A 17,347-nucleotide genomic window follows, 5' to 3' on the forward strand; every position below is an offset into this window, starting at 1 on the left:
GTTGGCGCCATGGATGGCGCCATCGAGCCCCCATGGATGGGTTTACGGCGTGTCCGGACCACCCACACCGCCCCGCCATCCCACGGAATGCCGCTCTTGATCTTGCTTCGGCTTCGGCCTCTGCAGGTGCAGGGCGCAGCCCTGCCGAAAACTCCACCCTCAGCCGTCGCCCTGGATGCCGCCCGGTGCCTGTGCCGGGTCGCGCCAGCGGCGCACCGTGCGCTGGAAAAACAGGTTGTTCGGCAGCTGCAGCACCGTGCCCTCGTGGCCGTCGCCGGTCTCCTGCAGGGTGGTGTAGATCAGGTTGACGTCGATCACCCGGCCCTTCAGGCCCGGCTTCTCGCCGTTCTCCAGCACCTCGATGTAGTCGTGCAGGCGGAACGGGCGGGTGGTGAAGATCAGCAGCGTGCAGAAGATGTTGGACAGCACGCTCCACGCCGCGAAGAAGGCCACTGCGCCCACGGCCGCGAAGCCGGTGAATGCGGTCCACAGTACCGACGGCGATGCGCCGAGCAGGCTGAGGATATACAGCACTGCGCTGAAATAGACCACGAAACTGCTGATCCGGCGTGCGCCCATCGCCATCTCCGGCGGCAGTGTGTAGTGCTCGGCGAAGCGGCGGATCAAGCGCCGTGCCAGCACCCGCAGCAGCCACGCGGCCAGCAGGGTGAGCAGGATCTTCGCGGCGATTCCGGCGTCGTGGAGCCAAGGATAGGTCCAGGCCGGCAGGTGATCCTTCAGCGACAACATCATGGGGGTGACGACAGGTGGCAATAACGGCCCCCGATGTTACCCGGCGCGTGCGGGGGATTCGACCGCCGGGGTCCAGGCCAGGCACACCAGCTCCTGGCGGTGCTGCTGCAGGCAGGCGCGGCCGTTGTCGGGGCGCAGCTGCAGTGACAGGCCCAGCGCCTGCAGCAGGACGCAGGCAGCGATCACCAGCAGGGCGGCGCAGGATGGGCTGGACATGGCAGGACTCCCGGACGGCAATTTCGCGAAGGACCTTCCATGGATGCAGCCGCCATCCAAAAGGTTGCATGCCATCGATCATCGACCGGCTCTAAACCTTTTCCCGGGTCGCCGCATCCAAGCGATATGCTCGACACCACCATGCCCGCGCCGCCTGCCGCCAATGACGCCGTCGACGAACCCGCCCTGGTGCGGGCGGCGGCCGCGGGCGACACCGCTGCCTACGAACTGCTGTACCGGCGTCACGCGCCGCGTGTATTCGCTGTCCTGTGGCGGTTGTGTGGCGGGCAGCAGGCACGTGCCGAGGATGCGCTGCAGGAGGCTTTCCTGCAGGCGTGGAAAGCCCTGCCAGGGTTCCGTTTCGAGAGCAGCCTGTCCACCTGGCTGCATCGGCTGGGCGTCAACGCCGCGCTGATGGAGTTGCGCGGCCGGGCTGCCGGGCAGGACCACGACAGCCTCGATGATATCGACGGAGGCCTGCAGGAACTGGCGGTGCATGACCGTTGTGCCGGCACCGAGCGCGATCTTGAGCGCGCGCTGTCGACACTGCCGCCACGGGCGCGTGCGGTACTGGTACTGCACGACATCGAAGGCTGGAAACACCAGGAAATCGCCGAGCAGCTGCAGATGGCCGTCGGCAGTTCCAAGGCACAGCTGCATCGTGCGCGCGGCCTGTTGCGCACACGGCTGGGAGACATGACATGAGTACACACGAACACGATTCCGATCACGACCTGCTGGCCCGGCTGCGCGGGCTGCCGAACGAGCGCGATGTCCCCACCGATGGCTGGGCACGCCTGTCGGCCCAGCTGCCGCCGCGTGAACCGCAGGCAGCACCTGCGCCAACGGACAACGTGGTGGCCCTGCCAACGCGCTCGCGGCGCCGCTGGTGGCTGCCGGTCGGCGCTGCCCTGGCGGCCAGCCTGGCGGTCTACGCCGTGGCGCCGTGGCGCCATGCGCAGCCAGAGGTACCGGTACCTTCAGCGCTGCAGCTTCAGGCGGCGGCGATGACCGAGCAGTACCGGCAGGCCGTCGCTTCGCTGCCCGACGGACGGGCGCCGGAATGGCAGCCGGCCCTGCACGAACTGGATGAAAGCGCGGCGCAGATCCGTGCCGCCCTGGCGCAGGACCCGCGTGCGCCGCACCTGCTTGGCCAGCTCAAGCGCACCTATGCGCTGCGGCTGGAACTGACCCGGCAGGCGGCCTATGCCGCCGAGTCCGGCTTGACGACCTGAGGAGACCCCCATGACCCGAACCCTGATTTCCTGCTGTGTCGCGCTGCTGCTGGCCCCTGCCGTGGCGCTGGCCGATACCCGCATCGACGAGCGCCATACCCTGGCCGCGGGCGGTCGCATCGAGCTGAGCAACGTGGCCGGCAAGGTGACCGTGCGTGGCTGGGACCGCAATGACGTGCAGCTCACCGGCACGCTCAGCGATGGCCTGCAGCTGCGTCAGGAAAAAAGCGCCAACCGTGTGCGTTGGGAGATCGAGTACCCGCGCCGCAGCAACAACGGCGGCGCAACACTGGTACTGAACGTACCGCGTTCGGTGGAACTGCTGCTCAGCACGGTCAGTGCCAGCCAGGACATCAGTGGCATCGATGTACGGCGGCTGCAGGCCGACACGGTCAGCGGCAGCCTGAGCGCGGCTGGCCGCAGTGGCGACAGCAAGCTCAACACAGTCAGTGGCAGCGTCAGCGCACGCCTGCAGACGCCGAAGTTGGATGTGAACACAGTCAGTGGCCGCATCGAGGCCGGCGGCGGCGTGTCCGGTGATATCGGTGCGCAGACGGTGTCGGGCCGGGTCGAGGTGGACGCTGGCCGCGTGCAGCGGCTGGCGGTGGAGACCGTCTCGGGCAGCATCGATCTGGCAGCAGCCGGACTGGCACCCGGTGGCCGGATCAATGTCGAATCGGTCAGTGCCTCGGTCACGCTGAGCCTGCCGCGCGCGGTGTCGGCGCAGCTGTCGGTGAACAGCTTCAGCGGCTCGATCAACAGCGATGCCGGCCAGGTGGAGCGGCCGCGCTATGGGCCGGGCAGCCACCTCGATACGCGTCTGGGCGGCGGTGACGGTGACATCCGCATCCAGTCGCATTCGGGCAGTGTTCGGGTACGCCTGGATCGCTGAGCACGGTCCGGCAGGCCGCGGCGGCAGCGCCGCCGCGGTCGGTGCTTGGTCAGCTGGCTTTCTTCAGCGCCCAGGTGGTGCCGAGGACTTCGATCTTGCCACCGGCCTTGCGGAACGCTGCCAGGTCCGAAGCGATCGAATCGCTGCTGACCACGGTGCTGGCGGCCGCGCCCTTGCGTTCGCTGCGGATGCTGTTGCTGGCCTTCGCGGGGGTCTTTGCCTTGCGGGGCATGGTTGCTCCTGTCAGGTGGAAGGGGAGGAAAGCGCCCAGGCGTCGGCCTGGCGCAGGTAGTCCTGCCGCTCGCGGCGGCAGTCATCGCCGCCCATCGAAAACTGGCGGCAGATCGCCGGGCGCTGCGAATAGATCGTGCAGCGCAGGTGATAGGGATCGATCGCCGCGCACCAGCCTTCCTCGTTGCGCGCCATCACGGTACGGCCGTGGGTGTCGCGTGACAGGAACTGGCCGGGCACGTGGTCGCCGGGCTGCAGCAGCACGGGCAGCCGGCAACAGACCGCGTCACAACGGCGGCAGTCGATGGGTGCAGGTGCTGCGTCAGGTTGTAAGGCCACAGGGGCCTGGCGGGTGCCCAAAGCGGGTCTCGATGGCGGCTCAGGTGCTGCGCGGACCATGATCGAGCCAGGAAGGCATGGCCGCTAGGCCCGCAGGGCGGGCCAGGCTGCACCGTGGACACACACCGGCGTGGCCGGTGGAAGGTGCAGCGGAGTTCTAGCCGACCAATAGTAACTTAGACCGCGTAACGTTTTGTTAATCCTGGCTGGCTGCCGCCAATGCCAGGCCCTGGACCACGCCCAGCGAGGGCTCGCCATGGACCATGCGGGCACCCGGGAAGGCCTCGGCCACGGCCTGGCGCAGGTAGCCGGCACGGGACATGCCGCCGGTCAGGAATACCGCATCCGGGTCGCCGCCGATGTCGCTGCGGACCTGCGCCAGCAGTTCACGGATCTGCTCCAGGTAGCCCTGGGCGGCGGCGGCCAGGCCGTCGGCGCTGCTGTCGGCATGCAGGTCGCGGGCGATGTAGTCCAGCGTGCTGCGGTGCTCGCTGGCGGCGCTGAGGGCGATCTTGGCGCGTTCGACATCGCGGTACAGGCGGGCGGTATTGCCGCTGTCCTGCAGGGCCTGCAGGCGCGCGCCCCACGGGTCGTCGACGTGATCGTATTTGTGCTGCCGGAAGTCACGCTGGCGCGTCATGTCCTGCACTGTCGCTGCTTCCACGTAGTGGTGGGCGGGTACGCGGGTGATACCGCGGCCGAACAGCGGCATGTAGCTGGACAGGCTCAGCGCCAGGTCGATGTCGGTACCGCCGCGGGCGATACCCCACGCGCGGTGGATGCGCGGGGCGTCGTCGCCGCCGACCTCTGCATGCGCGATGTCGGTGGTACCGCCACCGATGTCGACGATCACCGCCTGGTGACGTTCGCGGCTTTCGGCGTGGTAATGCATGGCCGCCGCGGCCGGTTCCTCGAGGAAATCGATCCGGTCGAAGCCGGCCTGGGTGGCCGCTTCGCGCAGGATGTCCAGCGCCTGGTCGTTGCCGGCCGCACCGATCGAGCTGCGGAACTGCACCGGGCGGCCGAGCAGGGCGGCACGCAGCGGCTGGCGGAGCTGGGCGCTGGCGGTCAGGCGGATGTGTTCGAGGATGTGCGCAGCGATGCCGGTGATGGTCTGCTTCGCGCGCGGGTGCAGGTTGTAGCCCAGCATCGACTTCGGGCTCTGCACCAGGTTGCCTTCGTGTTCCTCGAAATAGGCTTCCAGCGCGTCGTCGCCGTAGACCGCGTTCTGCAGCAGGTCGCTGGCGCTGCGCTCCTTGCCGGCGCGGGCTTCCATCCATTCCCGCCGCAGTGCGCGCAGGGCTTCGCGGCGCAGTGCCTGTGGCGTGCGTTCCTGGCCGGCGGCACGGGCTGCGCGTGCGGCGCTGTCGATCATCTGCTGCAGCTGGTGTTCCTGGCCATCATCGAGCTGGAAGTCGTCCGGGTCGGGCACCACGCCGGGGAAGTACACGCTGGTACGGAACTGCTCGGCGTCGCCGAAACGGATCGGCAGCAGTTTCCCCTCATGCACGATGGCGGCGGCGGAGTTGCTGGTACCGAAGTCGATGCCGAGGCGCATGGGGAGTTCCGGGGGCGATCAGGGGCCGCGCACTCTGCTGCAGTTCGCGGCCGACTGCAAGTTCCAGAAGCGTGCTGTTCCGGCCCTGGTCATGGCGCTGGTCGGATGCCGGCCAGGGAAATGGGTCTCCGGGCCGGGCGGTTACAATGGCGGCTGTTGATTCACTTTGAGGTACTTGCTGATGTCTTCTGCCCCCGCCTGCCCGCAGTGCACCCTGGAAAACACCTACGCCGATGGTGCGCTGTGGATCTGCGCCGACTGCGGTTTCGAATGGACCGCCGAGGAAAGCGCCGGTTCGACCCTGGTCGTGCGTGACAGCAACGGCAACACCCTGCAGGCCGGCGACACCGTCACCGTGATCAAGGACCTGAAGGTCAAGGGCTCCTCGATCCCGCTCAAGCAGGGCACCGTGATCCGCAACATCCGCCTGGTCGAGGACGATGCCGAGCACATCGAAGGCAACTCGGACAAGATCAAGGGCCTGGTCCTGAAGACCTGCTTCCTCAAGAAGGCCTGATCGCCTTCAACGCCCGGCCTGCTGCTGCGCGCGCCAGCGGGCCAGGCTGTCCAGCTTGGCCTGGTAGCGCGCCTGCTCCGGCGCGCCCCCCAGTTCCTGTGCACGCAGCAGTTCGCGGTCGGCGCGCTTGAGCTGGCCAGCCAGGAAATAAACCCGTGCCAGCCCGAAGTGGAACTGATGCGCGGTGTCATACAGGCGCACGGCCTGCCGGTAATAGCGGATCGCCTGGTCCAGCTGGCCGGCGCGTTCGGCCCGGGCGCCGAACATGTACTGCGCGAACGGATCTTCGCGCTGCACCGACTTCAAACGGCGCTCAAGTGACTGCGCCTGCGCGGACAGTCCCAGGCTGCGGAACAGCGCGGAGGCATTGGTCAGTGCAGCATCCTGGCGGCCGTCCAGCTGCAGCGACCGATCCAGCGCCTGCCGCGCCGCCTCGTTGTTGCCTTCGCGGTGGTCGAGCACGCCGAGGTTGTTCCACACCGGAGCGAACCCGCTGTCCTGAGCCAGGGAAGCGTCGAAGAATGCACGAGCGCCGCCGAAGTCACCGTCGGCGAGGCGCTCCGCACCCAGGTTGTTGTAGAAGTGCGCCAATGCCCGAGCACGGCTCACGGGAACCGGCCCGCGGCGGTCATAGAGCACATTGCGATCCAGATCGACGGTACCGAAACGCCCGCCGACGTCGACACCGGCATTGACGTGGCCGACGCTGTAGACCACGCCCGCGTCCTGGTTCTGGTACCAGGACACCACCTGCCCCACTTCCTGCACGCGGGCCTGGATGCCAGCCTCCCGCGCAAGCGTCACGAACAGCAGGGTGAAGGCCAGGCAGTTGGCGCGGCGGTGCTGCCAGATATCGCTGACGGTGTAGGTCGCATCGGCGTCGTACTGAAGGTCCAGCCCGTGCTGATCGAAGATCATCTCTACGAGCGCCTGCAGCCTCTGGTCGCGGGAGTAGCTGCGCTGGATCACCCGCTTCTGGAGCATCGCACGCAGGTCCGCGGGAATGGCGAATACTTCTTCCGGGGTCGGCACACGTGCGGCCGACACGGTGATGGTCGGTGTCGTCACCACATCGGCGGGCGGCGCCTGGCCTGCGCCGAAGGCAGGAACACAGAAAGCCAGCAGCGAAAGGCAGAGGCAATGGGCGGCAGAACGGTACATGACGGTTCCCGGCAGCGGCGGGCGCTCCCGCCTGTGGCGAGTGTATTCCCATGGATGCCAGGCTGCAGCGACCGTTGGTCGGCGCCGTGTTCATCCACAACCGATGTGGACCAGCGCTCGACAAAGCTGTGGACAACCGGCTCCGGGCCCCACCCCGCAAGCGTTGTGAGTGAGTGGTGAAAAAACCGCCAGCTTGCCCGGCGCCGGCACAGGCGGGATGATCCGGGCATGGACTTCTCACCGCTGACGCTTGCTCCGGCGCAGTGGCAGGCGCTGCAGGACAGCTATGCAACGCCGCCACGCGCCTACCATCACTTCGGCCATGTGCGCGCGGTGCTGCAGCACTGCCAGGAAGTGGCCGAAGGCCCGGGCTGGCGGCAGCCGGCCGAGGTCTATCTGGCCGTGCTCTACCACGACGCGATCTATGAGGCCGGCCGCAAGGACAACGAGGCACGCTCGGCAGCGCTCGCCCTGCAGGCGATCGCGCAGGCGCCGGAGCTTGCCGGCGTCGACACCGCCCGCGTGGAGCAGTTGATCCTGTTGACCGCCCGCCATGGTGCGCTTGGCCGGGACGATGTGGATGCCGAGGCGGCCCTGTTCCTTGACTGCGACATGGCGATCCTGGCCGCGCCGGAGCCGGTGTTCGCCGCCTATGACCGTGGTGTAGCCGAGGAATACAGGGGCGTTGTGCCGGGCTTCCTGTACCGTGCTGGCCGGCGTCGATTCCTGCAGGGGCTGCTGCGTGCACCGCGGATTTTCCTCAGTGACTTCTTCCATCAGCGCCTGGATGCGGCCGCGCGCGACAACCTGCGCCGTCAGCTGGGGCGCTGAGCCAGCCCGGTACACTGGTGGCCTGTTTCCATCGGCTATCGCCTCCAACCGTGTCCGACCCTGATCCCGATCCCCGCCCGCTGCCGCCGGAAGAGCCCGGTCCCAACGAATGCTGCGGCAGTGGCTGCCCGTTGTGCGTGCTTGACCTGTATGCCGACGAGCTGCAGCGCTATCGCAAGGCGCTGGCCGAATGGAAGGCGCGGCATCCTGAGGCCGCACCATGAACCGCACGCGCCCGGCGGCAGCGCTGGCGCTGGTGGCATTGCTGCTGTTTGTGGCCACCGCGCTGTGGACGCAGTTCGCACGTGCCGATCTGGACTGGGTGCGGGCCACGCTCAGCCTTTACCTGCACGGGCCGTGGGGGCTGGCGCTGCGTGCGGCATATTGCCTGTTGGCGCTGGCCATCACGGTGCTTGGCATTGCGCTGTATCGCGGCAGCATCGGTCCGCGGCGCAGTGCGGCGGCGCCGCTGTTGTTCAGCGTCTCAGCGCTGGGGCTGGTGACGGTCGCCATCGGTGACAGCTGGCTGCCGGAAGCCACCCCCTTGCTGGCGCCGTTCATCCACGGGCTGGCGGCCAACACCGCGTTCCTGTGCGCCAGTGTCGGCATGCTGCTGCAGGCCTGGTATCTGCGCCGCGAACCGGGTTGGCAGTCTGCCGCCGGCCTGCTCTGGGGTTGGGCCTGGCTGGCGTTCGCACTGTTGTGGCTGCATGTGCTGTGGCGCGCCGGTCCGCCGCGCGGGCTGGGCCAGAAGGCCGTGATCGTGGTGATCGTGGGCTGGCTGCTGTACCTGGCGCTGGCACTGTACCGGCGCGGTCGGCGTACCACGGCCCACTGAATCCCCAACGGCCTGCGCCGGTACGTGCCGTGCACGCGGCGGCGGCGTATCGTGTGCGTATTCCATCGGGGATGCGATATGAAGCGTGCAGGGCTGGGCTGGGCAATGGGTGTGGTTCTGGCGCTGGCGGCGCTGCCGGCGATGGCGGCGGCCAACGTGCAGCAGTTCAGCCACGGGCGGTTCGAGCAGATTCCAGTGCACATGCCGGCCGGCACGCCGCAGCGGGTAGTGATCTGGTTCCATGAGCCCACCGCCGGTGGCGACACCAGCCGCCTGCCGATCGAGGCCCTGCGTGCCGACGGCGCCATGGTTGCCGCCGTGGACATCGCGCACCTGCGCGGGGTGCTCAAGCGCGAGGGTGACCCGACCTGTTCGTTCGGTTCCGGTGACGTCGAGAACTTCTCGCGCTGGCTGCAGGCCTCGCTGCATCTGCCCGGTTACCACCTGCCGCTGGTCGGCGGTGACGGTGAAGGTGCCGAGATGGCCTACTCGCTCGCAGCGCAGGCCGATACCCAGGTGTTCGCCGGCGTGCTGACCACCGGCTTCTGCCCGGACCACAACCACCAGCGCATGGTCTGCGGCGATGGTGTGAAGCACAACAAACTGCAGCCTGCCGAGCTGAACTTCCCGTGGTTGAGTGCGGCCGGTGACCACGGCTGCAAGGTGGGGGAGGCCAGCCGGTTCGTGCAGCAGGTCGCGATGGCGCGTGAGTTCAAGCGCACCGCGCGCGGTGATGCCTCGCCGGGCCTGGTGGCCGCAGCGCGGGTAATCGGCGCGCAGGCCGGCGTCAGCCTGGCACCGCCGCCGGCCGCGCTGAAGGGCCTGCCGGTGGTGGAGATGCCAGCCGCCGGCAACGGCGACACGCTTGCCGTGTTCGTTTCCGGCGACGGTGGTTGGGCCGGCCTGGACAAGAACGTGGCGTCGTCACTCAACGAGCAAGGCGTGGCGGTGGTCGGCATCGATTCGCTGCGCTACTTCTGGAGCGAGCGCACGCCGAAGGGCTTTGCCGGTGACCTGCAGAAGATCATCGACCACTACCGCCAGCAGTGGCACCGCGACAAGGTGATGCTGATCGGCTTCTCGCAGGGCGCCGACGTGCTGCCGGCCACCATCAACCAGCTCGATGCCGATACCCGCGCGGCGCTGGACCGTATCGTGCTGTTGTCGGTGGGCAGGAAGGCCGACTTCGAATTCCACGTCAGCAACTGGCTGGGCGGCGGCGGTGACGGTCTGCCGATCGCGCCGGAAGTGGCCAGGCTGCCGGCGGAAAAAACGCTGTGTGTATACGGCGACAAGGATGAGGACGCACTGTGCCCGGACCTGCCGGCCAATGACGGCGTGAGGAAGGTGAAGCTGCCGGGCGATCACCATTTCGGTGGTGACTACGATCGCCTGGCCGAAGTGATCCTCAAGGGCGGGATGTAGCGTCAAGCCATGCCCGACCGCTGCCGCTGACGTGTCGACCAAGGTCGACACCCACCAGGCAATGTAGACGCCGACCTTGGTCGGCGCTGACGTGTCGACCAAGGTCGACACCTACCGGGTGGCAGGTTGTGCCGGGCATGCCCGGCGGTATGGGACGTCAACTCCGCCGCGGGTCCAGTGAAATCAGGCGCGTGGCATCCAGCAGCGCCGCCGGCAGGTGCATGCCGCCCGGTGCGGCCAGGTAACGCGGCCGCCACTGCGGATCGAACTTCGATTTGAAGCGGCGCAGGCCACTGAATCCATAGAAGCGCTCACCATGCCGCGCGAGCAGGCCGGCCAGTCGGTTCCAGCGACCGGCCAGGCGATGCTGGGCCAGCCCGGACAGTGGTGCCATGCCCAGCGAGAACCGCGCATAGCCCTGCGCGCGGCCCCACAGGAACAGCTCGATGAAGAGGAAGTCCATCGTCCCCTTCGGCGCTTCGTTGACGTGGCGCATCAGGTCCACCGACAGCTCGGCACCGGCCGGTGCCTGCCACAGGTTGGCAAACGCCACGATCTGGCCTTCGGCCTCGACCAGCGCCACCGGGAAGCGCACCAGGTAGTCCGGGTCGTAGCTGCCCAGCGAGAAACCCTTTTCGTCCCCGGATTTGTCTTCCAGCCAGGCGTTGGAAATCGCGTGCAGGCGCGGCAGCAGGCTGGGAATTTCCTCCACTGGCGCTACGCGGAACGACAGGCCGCTGCGCTTGCCGCGGTTCCAGGCCTGGCGCAGGTCGGCACGTTCGCGACCTTCCAGGCCGAAGTCGTGCAGAGGCACCATCGCTTCTTCGCCCAGTTTGACCAGCCCCAGGCCAAGGTCGAGATAGGTCTGCCAGTACGTCTCGCCGACCTGGTAGAAGACCGGACGCAGGCCAAGCCGGTCGGCTTCTTCGCGGAAGCGCCAGATCAGTGCACGGGCGACGTCCGGCGGGCCGACTGGATCGCCCATTGCGATCAGCGAGCCACCATAGCGCTGCATCATCACGAAGCCCAGCCTGGCGTCGTCACGCAGCACTGCCTTGTCGGCGGTCAGTACCAGACAGGCCTGGGTGTCCGTAGCACCCGCCAGCACCGGTGCCAGCGATTGCAGCGTGGCTTCGTCGGCGGCCGGCAGTGGGCTGCGCGTGCTATGCAGCAGCCGCGCCAGGCCGAACATCACCAGCGCGATGGCCACCACCAGCAACGCGCGCAGCGCGCGTGGTGCGTTGCCCGACACCGCGAACTGCCACCACAACTCGTTCTGGTATTCGACATGGCTGTAGGTGAAGAACAGCAGCCAGGTGACCGCCACCAGCACCAGGCCGAGGTTGCGCAGCCACGGCCATGACCAGGCTTCGTCCAGCAGCGCGCCCTGGCGGTAGAACTCGCGACGTGCGGCCCACAGTGCCATCGCCACCAGCACCGCCGAGAGGGCGATCAACAGTTGGCCACCACGCAGCCACAGCGGCAGCGGGGTGATCACGCACACCGCCATCGCCAGCATCCACGCGGCGTGGCTGCGCCGGGCCAGGCCCTGGCCGATCAGCAGCAGTGCGACGCCGCTGAGACTGCCGATCAGGTGCGAGGTTTCGAGGATCGGCAGCGAGGCGTTGACCAGATGACGGCGCGGCGTCGGCAGCGTGCCGTCGATGACCAGCGCGGCGCCGATACTGAACACCGCCAGCGCGATGATCTGCGGCAACCATGGGCGCAGCGCGTTCCAGCCGGCACGGGTTGCGCCGGCGCTGGCCTGCAGCGGCTGGCGCAGGGCGGGCGCGAGCGCGAGCAGGGTAGCCAGTACCAGCGGCAGTACATAGTAGGTAACGCGGTAGATCAGCGCCGCCGCCAGCACCGCCGCCGGTGCCACCTGCGGCAACAGCTTCAGCAGGCTCCATTCGAACACGCCCAGGCCGGCCGGCACGGTCGAGACCAGGCCGGCCAGCACCGCCACCAGGTACAGGCCGACGAAGCCGGGCAGGCCGGTGGGAGTGGAGTCGGGCAGCAGCACATAGAACGCAGCACTGGCCAGTACCAGCTCGATGACGCTGAGCACGGTGACGCCGATCATGGTCCGGCGGTCGGGTAGCCACAACGCATGGCCGAACACGCTGAACTGCCGTCCATCGCGGCCGACCAGCAGCACGGTGCCGAGATAGGCGAGCAGGGCGACGATGCCGACCACGCGCACGGCTTCGGGATTCAAAGGCAATGCCAACGCCGCCGCCGCAGGTTCCATGCACAGCGCGACGCTGATCAACAGCCATGCACCGAACACGAAACCGAGCGTGCTCATCAGCACTACCTGGCCGATCTGAGCCAGGTCCAGGCCGGCGCTGCGGTAGCCACGAAGGCGCACCGCACCACCGGTCAGCGCGGCAAAGCCGACGGTCTGGCCCAGCGTATGCGCGAGGAAGGCGGTGATGCCGATGCGCGCCGGATGCACGCGGATGCCGCTGCGGCGCAGGCCGATGGCATCGAAGCCGATCAGGCAGGCGTAGCTGGCCAGGCCAAGCACCACGGTGAGCGCGATCTGCATGCCGCTGAGCTGGCGGAACGCCTGGCGGATGGCACGGTAGCCGTGCTCGTCGAATTCACTGGCCAGGCCATGCAGGGCCAGCGAAAGGATCAGCAGGGGAACGACGATGGTGAGGACCCGCTTCCATGCCGGGGTAGAGGAAGCGGTGGCGGGGTCGGTGTCTGGGGTCATCGGCGCAAGGGTGCGTCAGGAAGGGCGAGTGCGGTGTCAACGCGGGCGTGGCGCATCGTGCGCCTGTCGCCGTCATTTGACCAGCGTGCGTGTCGTAGCCCGGTAGCGGGGCTGCGCGAAGGTTGCCCATGCACCCACCGTTGACCGGTTTGGAGGACAATGCAGGCCTGATCACCCGCAGGAGCCACGCCCATGATGGAGCGTTACGACGTCGGACCGCGCATGTCCGAAATGACCGTGTACAACAAGGTCGCCTACCTCTCCGGCCAGATTCCGGAAGACACGAGCCAGGACATCACCGGGCAGACCCGGCAGGTGCTGGCGGAGATCGACAAGCTGCTGGCGCTGGTCGCCAGTGACCGCCAGCACGTGCTGCGCGCGGAAGTGTTCCTGGCCGACATCGCCGACTTCGACGGCATGAACAAGGCGTGGGACGAGTGGGTGGTCGAGGGCGCGACCCCGGCCCGTGCGACCTTCGAAGCCAAGCTGGCCCACGCCGAGTGGAAGGTCGAGATCGTGGTGACGGCGGCGGTGCCGTAACGGCAGGCAAGGTCACCTCCCACCAGCGGAGGGGGGAGGTCGACTGTTGGTCGACTGTCGCGCGCAGCGCGGGGTTTTGCGCCGCCGGAATGAAGAGCAGTCGACCAACAGTCGACTCTACCCCGCCGCTCCACCGCCGGTTGGTCCGGTGGCTACGTTGGCACCAGCTCGATGCAGTCCACCGGGCACGGCGGGATGCACAGCTCGCAGCCGGTGCACAGATCGGCAATGACCGTGTGCATGTACTTGGCGCCGCCGACGATGGCATCCACCGGGCAGGCCTGGATGCACTTGGTGCAGCCGATGCAGTCCGCTTCCACGATCACCGCTACCTGAGCCGCCTTGTGCTCGCCGCGCGAACGATCGAACGGAATCGCCGGTACGCCCAACACCTGCGCCAGCGCCCGTGCACCGGCATCGCCCCCCGGCGGGCAGCGGTCCACATTCGCCTCGCCACGCGCCATCGCCTGCGCGTACGGGCGGCAGCCGTCGTAGCCGCATTGCCCGCATTGGGTCTGCGGCAGCAGGCGGTCGAGGCGTTCGGTCAGGGGCGGGATCAGGCTCATGCGTGGCGAAGGCTGCGCGGTGGGGTCATTTCAGGGGTCTGCCACGGAACCAGCGCTCGTGGGCCAGCGCCAGCATCGGCTTGTCTTCGGAACTGTCGCCGTAGGCATGGATGCGCACGTAGCGCGACAGATCGAACTGGCGACGGATGTGCTCGACCTTGCGCGGGCCGCAGTCGCCACCGGCATAGCGACCGGTCAGACGACCGTCCTGGCTTTCCAGCCGGTTGCAGATCAACTGCAGGCCCAGCTGCTCGCACCATGGCCGCAGGTACAGGTCCAGCGAGCCGGACACGATCACCACGGTGTGCTGCTGTTCCTTGTGCCAGCGGATCTGCTCCAGCATTTCCGGGCGCACCACGTCGGGCAGAAACTCACGCGAGAAACCGGCCGCCAGCGTGGCGATGTCATCGCTGTGGCGGTCGCTGAAGGTCAGGCGGGTGACGCGTGCGCGGATGCGTTCGGCCGAGATCAGCTTCAGCTTGTACGCGGCCAGCCACGGGCCGACCTTCCACCACGCCTGCGCCAGCTGTTCGGCGGTGGCCACCCGGCGCAGGAAACGGCCATAGGTATCGCAGGTGGTCACGGTGTGGTCGAAGTCGAACAGCGCCAGTTCCATTCCGTTGCTTCCCATCGCGTTGCCTCCGGTGGCCGGTGCTACCGGCGGGCGCGGCCGAGGCCACGCCCGCTGCAGGCATCAGCGGACCGGCATGCCCGGCTGCGCGCCGCTGTCGGCGTCCAGCAACGCCAGCGCGCCACCGTCGAAACCGGCCGACAGGATCATGCCTTCGCTCAGGCCGAACCGCATCTTGCGCGGGGCCAGGTTGGCGATGAACACCACGCTGCGGCCGACCAGCTTCTCCGGCTCGCCGTAGCTGGCGCGGATACCGGAGAAGATCTGGCGCTTGCCCAGTTCACCTGCATCCAGTTCGAAACGCAGCAGCTTGTCCGAACCTTCCACGAACTCGCACACCAGCACCTTGCCGATGCGCAGGTCGAGCTTGGCGAAATCGTCGATGCCGATGTAGGCCGGGGCGTCGGCGCTCTTGGCTTCTTCCTTGGCCGGCGCCGGTGCGGCCGGCTTGACCGCTTCGGTCTTGGCGGCGGGGGCGGCAGCGGCGGCCGGCTGCAGGGTGTCCTTGGAGGCGTCGATCATGGCGTCAATCTTCTTCGGGTCGATACGGGTGAACAGCGGGGTGTACTCAGTGATGCGGTGGCCGAGCAGCGGCTGTGCCAGCTCGGTCCAGTCGTTCACCGGCGCGGCCAGAAAGGCCTCGGCCTGTGCGGCGGTGGCCGGCAGCACCGGCTTCAGGGCGGTGACCAGTACGCGGAACAGGTTCAGGCCCTGGCTGCACACGGCCTGCAGCTGCGCATCGGCGCCTTCCTGCTTGGCGATGACCCACGGCTTCACATCATCGATGTAGCGGTTGGCTTCGTCGGCCAGGGTCATGGTCAGGCGGATCGCCGCGGCCGGGTCGTTGCGTTCGTAGGCTTCACGGATCGGCGCCAGGCCATCGACGAAGCGCTGGTACTGCGCCGCATCGGGCAGCTGCGCGGCCAGCTGGCCGTCGAAGCGCTTGCTGATGAAGCCGGCGCAGCGGCTTGCGAGGTTGACGAACTTGCCGACCAGGTCGGCGTTGACACGGGCGATGAAGTCACCCAGGTTCAGGTCGAGATCGTCGACGCCACCGCCGGACTTGGCGGCGTAGTAGTAGCGCAGCGCTTCCGGCTCCAGGCCGGCATCGAGGAAGGTACGCGCCATCACGAAGGTGCCGCGCGATTTGCTCATCTTGGCGCCGTCCACGGTCAGGTAGCCGTTGACGTGCAGGCGGGTCGGCGCGCGGTGGCCGGTACCGTGCAGCACCGCCGGCCAGAACAGGCCGTGGAAGTTGACGATGTCCTTGCCGATGAAGTGGTGCAGCTCGGTGGCGGTGCCGGCGCGCAGGTGCGCTTCGAAGTCTTCGCCGATCCTGCCGCACAGGGTCTGGAAGCTGGACAGGTAGCCGATCGGCGCATCCAGCCAGACATAGAAGTACTTGCCTGGCTGGCCGGGAATCTGGAAACCGAAGTACGGCGCATCGCGCGAGATGTCCCACGCGCGCAGGCCACCTTCGGCATTGAGCCACTCACCCAGCTTGGCCTTCACGCCCGGCAGGGCGACATCGCCGGCCAGCCATTCGCGCAGGAACGCATCGAAGTGGCCCACCTCGAAGAAGAAGTGCTCCGAATCGCGCATCTCCGGCGTGGCACCGGAGATGACCGAACGCGGCTCCTTCAGGTCGGTCGGTGCATAGGTCGCGCCGCACACTTCGCAGTTGTCGCCATACTGGTCAGGGCTGCCGCAGTTCGGGCAGATGCCCTTGACGTAGCGGTCGGGCAGGAACATGCCCTTGGCCGGGTCGTAGAACTGCGCCACCGAACGCCGGCTGATGTGGCCGGCCGCTTCCAGCTTCAGGTAGAACTGCTCGGTCAGCGCCTTGTTGGCCGCCGAATTGGTTGAATCGTAGTGGTCGAAGGCCACGCCGAAGGCGGCGAAGTCACGTTCGTGGCTGGCCTGGATGTTGGCGATGAAGGTTTCCGGGGTGACCCCGGCCTTTTCCGCGGCCAGCATGATCGGCGTGCCATGGGTGTCGTCGGCGCAGACAAACCAGGCCTTGCCGCCGCTCATTCGCCGCGCACGCACCCAGATGTCGGCCTGGATGTAGCCGACCAGGTGGCCCAGGTGCAGCGGGCCGTTGGCGTAGGGCAGGGCGGTGGTGACGAGCGCGGTACGGGTCATGGTCGCGGGGTGAAGCCGAGGGGAACCGCAGAGTATCGCATGCCCGCAACGAGGTGACCCGGCCGGGGCCGGGTCACGGGGATGAAGCGGGGGCCGGGGCGCTTATTCGCGCTGCCAGGTCTGCGCGCGGCAGATGAAGGCGATGCAGCCGGACACGTCAAGCCTGGTTCCGCCGGGCTGCAGTTCCATCTTCGACTTGTAGGTCTTGCCGTTGGCCGGATCGAGGATGGTGCCGCCGGACCACTTGTTGGCGCCATCGGCCTTCAGGTTCCAGAGGATGGTCATGCCCTTCACCGGCTTGTTCTTGTTGGCGCCTTCACAGCCGTCGCAGACCGGGTTCGGGCCCTTGTCCGAGTGCAGGATGTCGACCACCTTGCCGGTCAGGGTGCCGTTGGCGGCCTGGGTGATCTCGACGATCGACTTCACCTTGCCGGTCTTGTCGTCGATGGTCTTCCAGCGGCCGGCGGCGCCGTCGGCCGCTTGCGCCGAGAGCGCGGCCAGGCACAGCGGCAGTGCCAGCAGCAGGGTCTTGAAGGTCTTGCGCATGGTCCCCTCCCAGGGTTCATTCCGGCACGATGCCGGTACGGGTCGACTGTATACCCATTCGGCGGGGTATGGGGAAGGGGGGCTTTGCAGGGCTGCGCCCTGCACCTGCAGAGGCAACAGCAACGGCAGCGGCGGGATTCCGTGGGATGGCGGGGCGGTGTGGGTGGGCAGGACACGCCGTAAACCCATCCCTGGGGGCTC

At 67.8% G+C, this 17,347-nt stretch carries 20 protein-coding genes; 9 read left to right on the forward strand and 11 right to left on the reverse strand.

The window, feature by feature from the left end; translation table 11 throughout:
* Positions 1–159: 159 nt before the first annotated feature.
* Together R1H25_RS19370 and R1H25_RS19375 are read right to left on the reverse strand one after the other, a co-directional pair.
* Positions 160–753: a mechanosensitive ion channel family protein gene (locus R1H25_RS19370; RefSeq protein WP_080354789.1), complete on the reverse strand. Its 594-nt coding sequence runs from the start codon at positions 751–753 to the stop codon at positions 160–162.
* Between the two features lie 36 nt (positions 754–789).
* The gene (locus R1H25_RS19375; protein WP_005410570.1) at positions 790–969 is read right to left on the reverse strand and encodes a hypothetical protein; all 180 of its coding nucleotides are present in this window, start codon (positions 967–969) and stop codon (positions 790–792) included.
* 126 nt (positions 970–1,095) lie between these two features.
* On the opposite strand from R1H25_RS19375, the gene R1H25_RS19380 reads away from it, so the two are divergent.
* Genes R1H25_RS19380 through R1H25_RS19390 form a run of 3 tightly spaced genes read left to right on the forward strand, consistent with a single transcriptional unit; the run spans position 1,096 to position 3,096 of the window.
* On the forward strand, positions 1,096–1,674 hold the full coding sequence (locus R1H25_RS19380; protein WP_317224386.1) for a sigma-70 family RNA polymerase sigma factor: 579 nt from the start codon (positions 1,096–1,098) through the stop codon (positions 1,672–1,674).
* Positions 1,671–2,204, forward strand: a complete 534-nt coding sequence (locus tag R1H25_RS19385) for a hypothetical protein (protein WP_107380024.1) — start codon at positions 1,671–1,673, stop codon at positions 2,202–2,204. Before R1H25_RS19380 ends, R1H25_RS19385 begins: the two co-directional genes overlap by 4 nt.
* 10 nt (positions 2,205–2,214) lie before the next feature.
* Positions 2,215–3,096, forward strand: coding sequence for a DUF4097 family beta strand repeat-containing protein (locus tag R1H25_RS19390; RefSeq protein WP_049443897.1), 882 nt, complete (start codon positions 2,215–2,217; stop codon positions 3,094–3,096).
* 49 nt (positions 3,097–3,145) lie between these two features.
* Here the strand turns inward: R1H25_RS19390 and R1H25_RS19395 are convergent, their stop codons facing one another.
* The 3 genes from R1H25_RS19395 to R1H25_RS19405 all read right to left on the reverse strand — a co-directional run bounded on the left by R1H25_RS19395 (position 3,146) and on the right by R1H25_RS19405 (position 5,224).
* Positions 3,146–3,328, reverse strand: a complete 183-nt coding sequence (locus R1H25_RS19395; RefSeq protein ID WP_005410566.1) for a hypothetical protein — start codon at positions 3,326–3,328, stop codon at positions 3,146–3,148.
* Positions 3,329–3,339: 11 nt separating this feature from the next.
* Entirely contained in the window at positions 3,340–3,633 is a 294-nt protein-coding gene (locus tag R1H25_RS19400) for a YkgJ family cysteine cluster protein (protein ID WP_081113744.1), read from the reverse strand.
* Positions 3,634–3,862: 229 nt separating this feature from the next.
* Positions 3,863–5,224, reverse strand: a complete 1,362-nt coding sequence (locus R1H25_RS19405; RefSeq protein ID WP_317224380.1) for an Hsp70 family protein — start codon at positions 5,222–5,224, stop codon at positions 3,863–3,865.
* Between the two features lie 181 nt (positions 5,225–5,405).
* On the opposite strand from R1H25_RS19405, the gene R1H25_RS19410 reads away from it, so the two are divergent.
* Entirely contained in the window at positions 5,406–5,741 is a 336-nt protein-coding gene (locus R1H25_RS19410; RefSeq protein ID WP_010482882.1) for a zinc ribbon domain-containing protein YjdM, read from the forward strand.
* 6 nt (positions 5,742–5,747) lie between these two features.
* Here R1H25_RS19410 and R1H25_RS19415 read toward each other — a convergent pair whose 3' ends face one another.
* Entirely contained in the window at positions 5,748–6,902 is a 1,155-nt protein-coding gene (locus tag R1H25_RS19415; RefSeq protein WP_317224381.1) for a tetratricopeptide repeat protein, read from the reverse strand.
* 228 nt (positions 6,903–7,130) lie between these two features.
* On the opposite strand from R1H25_RS19415, the gene R1H25_RS19420 reads away from it, so the two are divergent.
* From R1H25_RS19420 to R1H25_RS19435, 4 genes are all read left to right on the forward strand, one after another.
* A complete protein-coding gene (locus R1H25_RS19420; protein ID WP_088479579.1) occupies positions 7,131–7,733 on the forward strand; it encodes a hypothetical protein in 603 nt (200 codons plus the stop codon).
* Between the two features lie 50 nt (positions 7,734–7,783).
* Positions 7,784–7,957: an oxidoreductase-like domain-containing protein gene (locus R1H25_RS19425; RefSeq protein WP_049443904.1), complete on the forward strand. Its 174-nt coding sequence runs from the start codon at positions 7,784–7,786 to the stop codon at positions 7,955–7,957.
* Positions 7,954–8,571 (forward strand): DUF998 domain-containing protein, encoded by a 618-nt coding sequence (locus R1H25_RS19430; RefSeq protein WP_088479580.1) that lies wholly within the window; start codon positions 7,954–7,956, stop codon positions 8,569–8,571. The genes R1H25_RS19425 and R1H25_RS19430 overlap by 4 nt, the downstream gene beginning before the upstream one ends.
* A 78-nt stretch (positions 8,572–8,649) precedes the next feature.
* Positions 8,650–9,996 (forward strand): AcvB/VirJ family lysyl-phosphatidylglycerol hydrolase, encoded by a 1,347-nt coding sequence (locus tag R1H25_RS19435; protein WP_317224382.1) that lies wholly within the window; start codon positions 8,650–8,652, stop codon positions 9,994–9,996.
* 157 nt (positions 9,997–10,153) lie between these two features.
* On the opposite strand, the gene mprF is transcribed toward R1H25_RS19435, so the two are convergent.
* Positions 10,154–12,718, reverse strand: coding sequence for a bifunctional lysylphosphatidylglycerol flippase/synthetase MprF (gene mprF, locus R1H25_RS19440; protein WP_049443909.1), 2,565 nt, complete (start codon positions 12,716–12,718; stop codon positions 10,154–10,156).
* A gap of 192 nt (positions 12,719–12,910) precedes the next feature.
* Here mprF and R1H25_RS19445 point away from each other — a divergent pair, with 192 nt between their 5' ends.
* Positions 12,911–13,258 (forward strand): RidA family protein, encoded by a 348-nt coding sequence (locus tag R1H25_RS19445; RefSeq protein ID WP_005418155.1) that lies wholly within the window; start codon positions 12,911–12,913, stop codon positions 13,256–13,258.
* A gap of 152 nt (positions 13,259–13,410) precedes the next feature.
* Here R1H25_RS19445 and rnfB read toward each other — a convergent pair whose 3' ends face one another.
* The 4 genes from rnfB to R1H25_RS19465 form a co-directional block, all read right to left on the reverse strand.
* The gene (gene rnfB, locus R1H25_RS19450) at positions 13,411–13,824 is read right to left on the reverse strand and encodes an Rnf electron transport complex subunit RnfB (protein ID WP_317224383.1); all 414 of its coding nucleotides are present in this window, start codon (positions 13,822–13,824) and stop codon (positions 13,411–13,413) included.
* Positions 13,825–13,849: 25 nt separating this feature from the next.
* Positions 13,850–14,440, reverse strand: coding sequence for an HAD family hydrolase (locus R1H25_RS19455; protein WP_317224387.1), 591 nt, complete (start codon positions 14,438–14,440; stop codon positions 13,850–13,852).
* A gap of 78 nt (positions 14,441–14,518) precedes the next feature.
* Positions 14,519–16,600, reverse strand: coding sequence for a methionine--tRNA ligase (gene metG / locus R1H25_RS19460; RefSeq protein WP_317224384.1), 2,082 nt, complete (start codon positions 16,598–16,600; stop codon positions 14,519–14,521).
* Positions 16,601–16,702: 102 nt separating this feature from the next.
* On the reverse strand, positions 16,703–17,146 hold the full coding sequence (locus R1H25_RS19465) for a DUF2147 domain-containing protein (protein ID WP_049426799.1): 444 nt from the start codon (positions 17,144–17,146) through the stop codon (positions 16,703–16,705).
* Positions 17,147–17,347 lie beyond the last annotated feature (201 nt).

The organism is Stenotrophomonas veracruzanensis, assembly GCF_032911525.1.
In the GTDB taxonomy this organism is placed as follows: Bacteria; Pseudomonadota; Gammaproteobacteria; order Xanthomonadales; family Xanthomonadaceae; genus Stenotrophomonas; species Stenotrophomonas africana.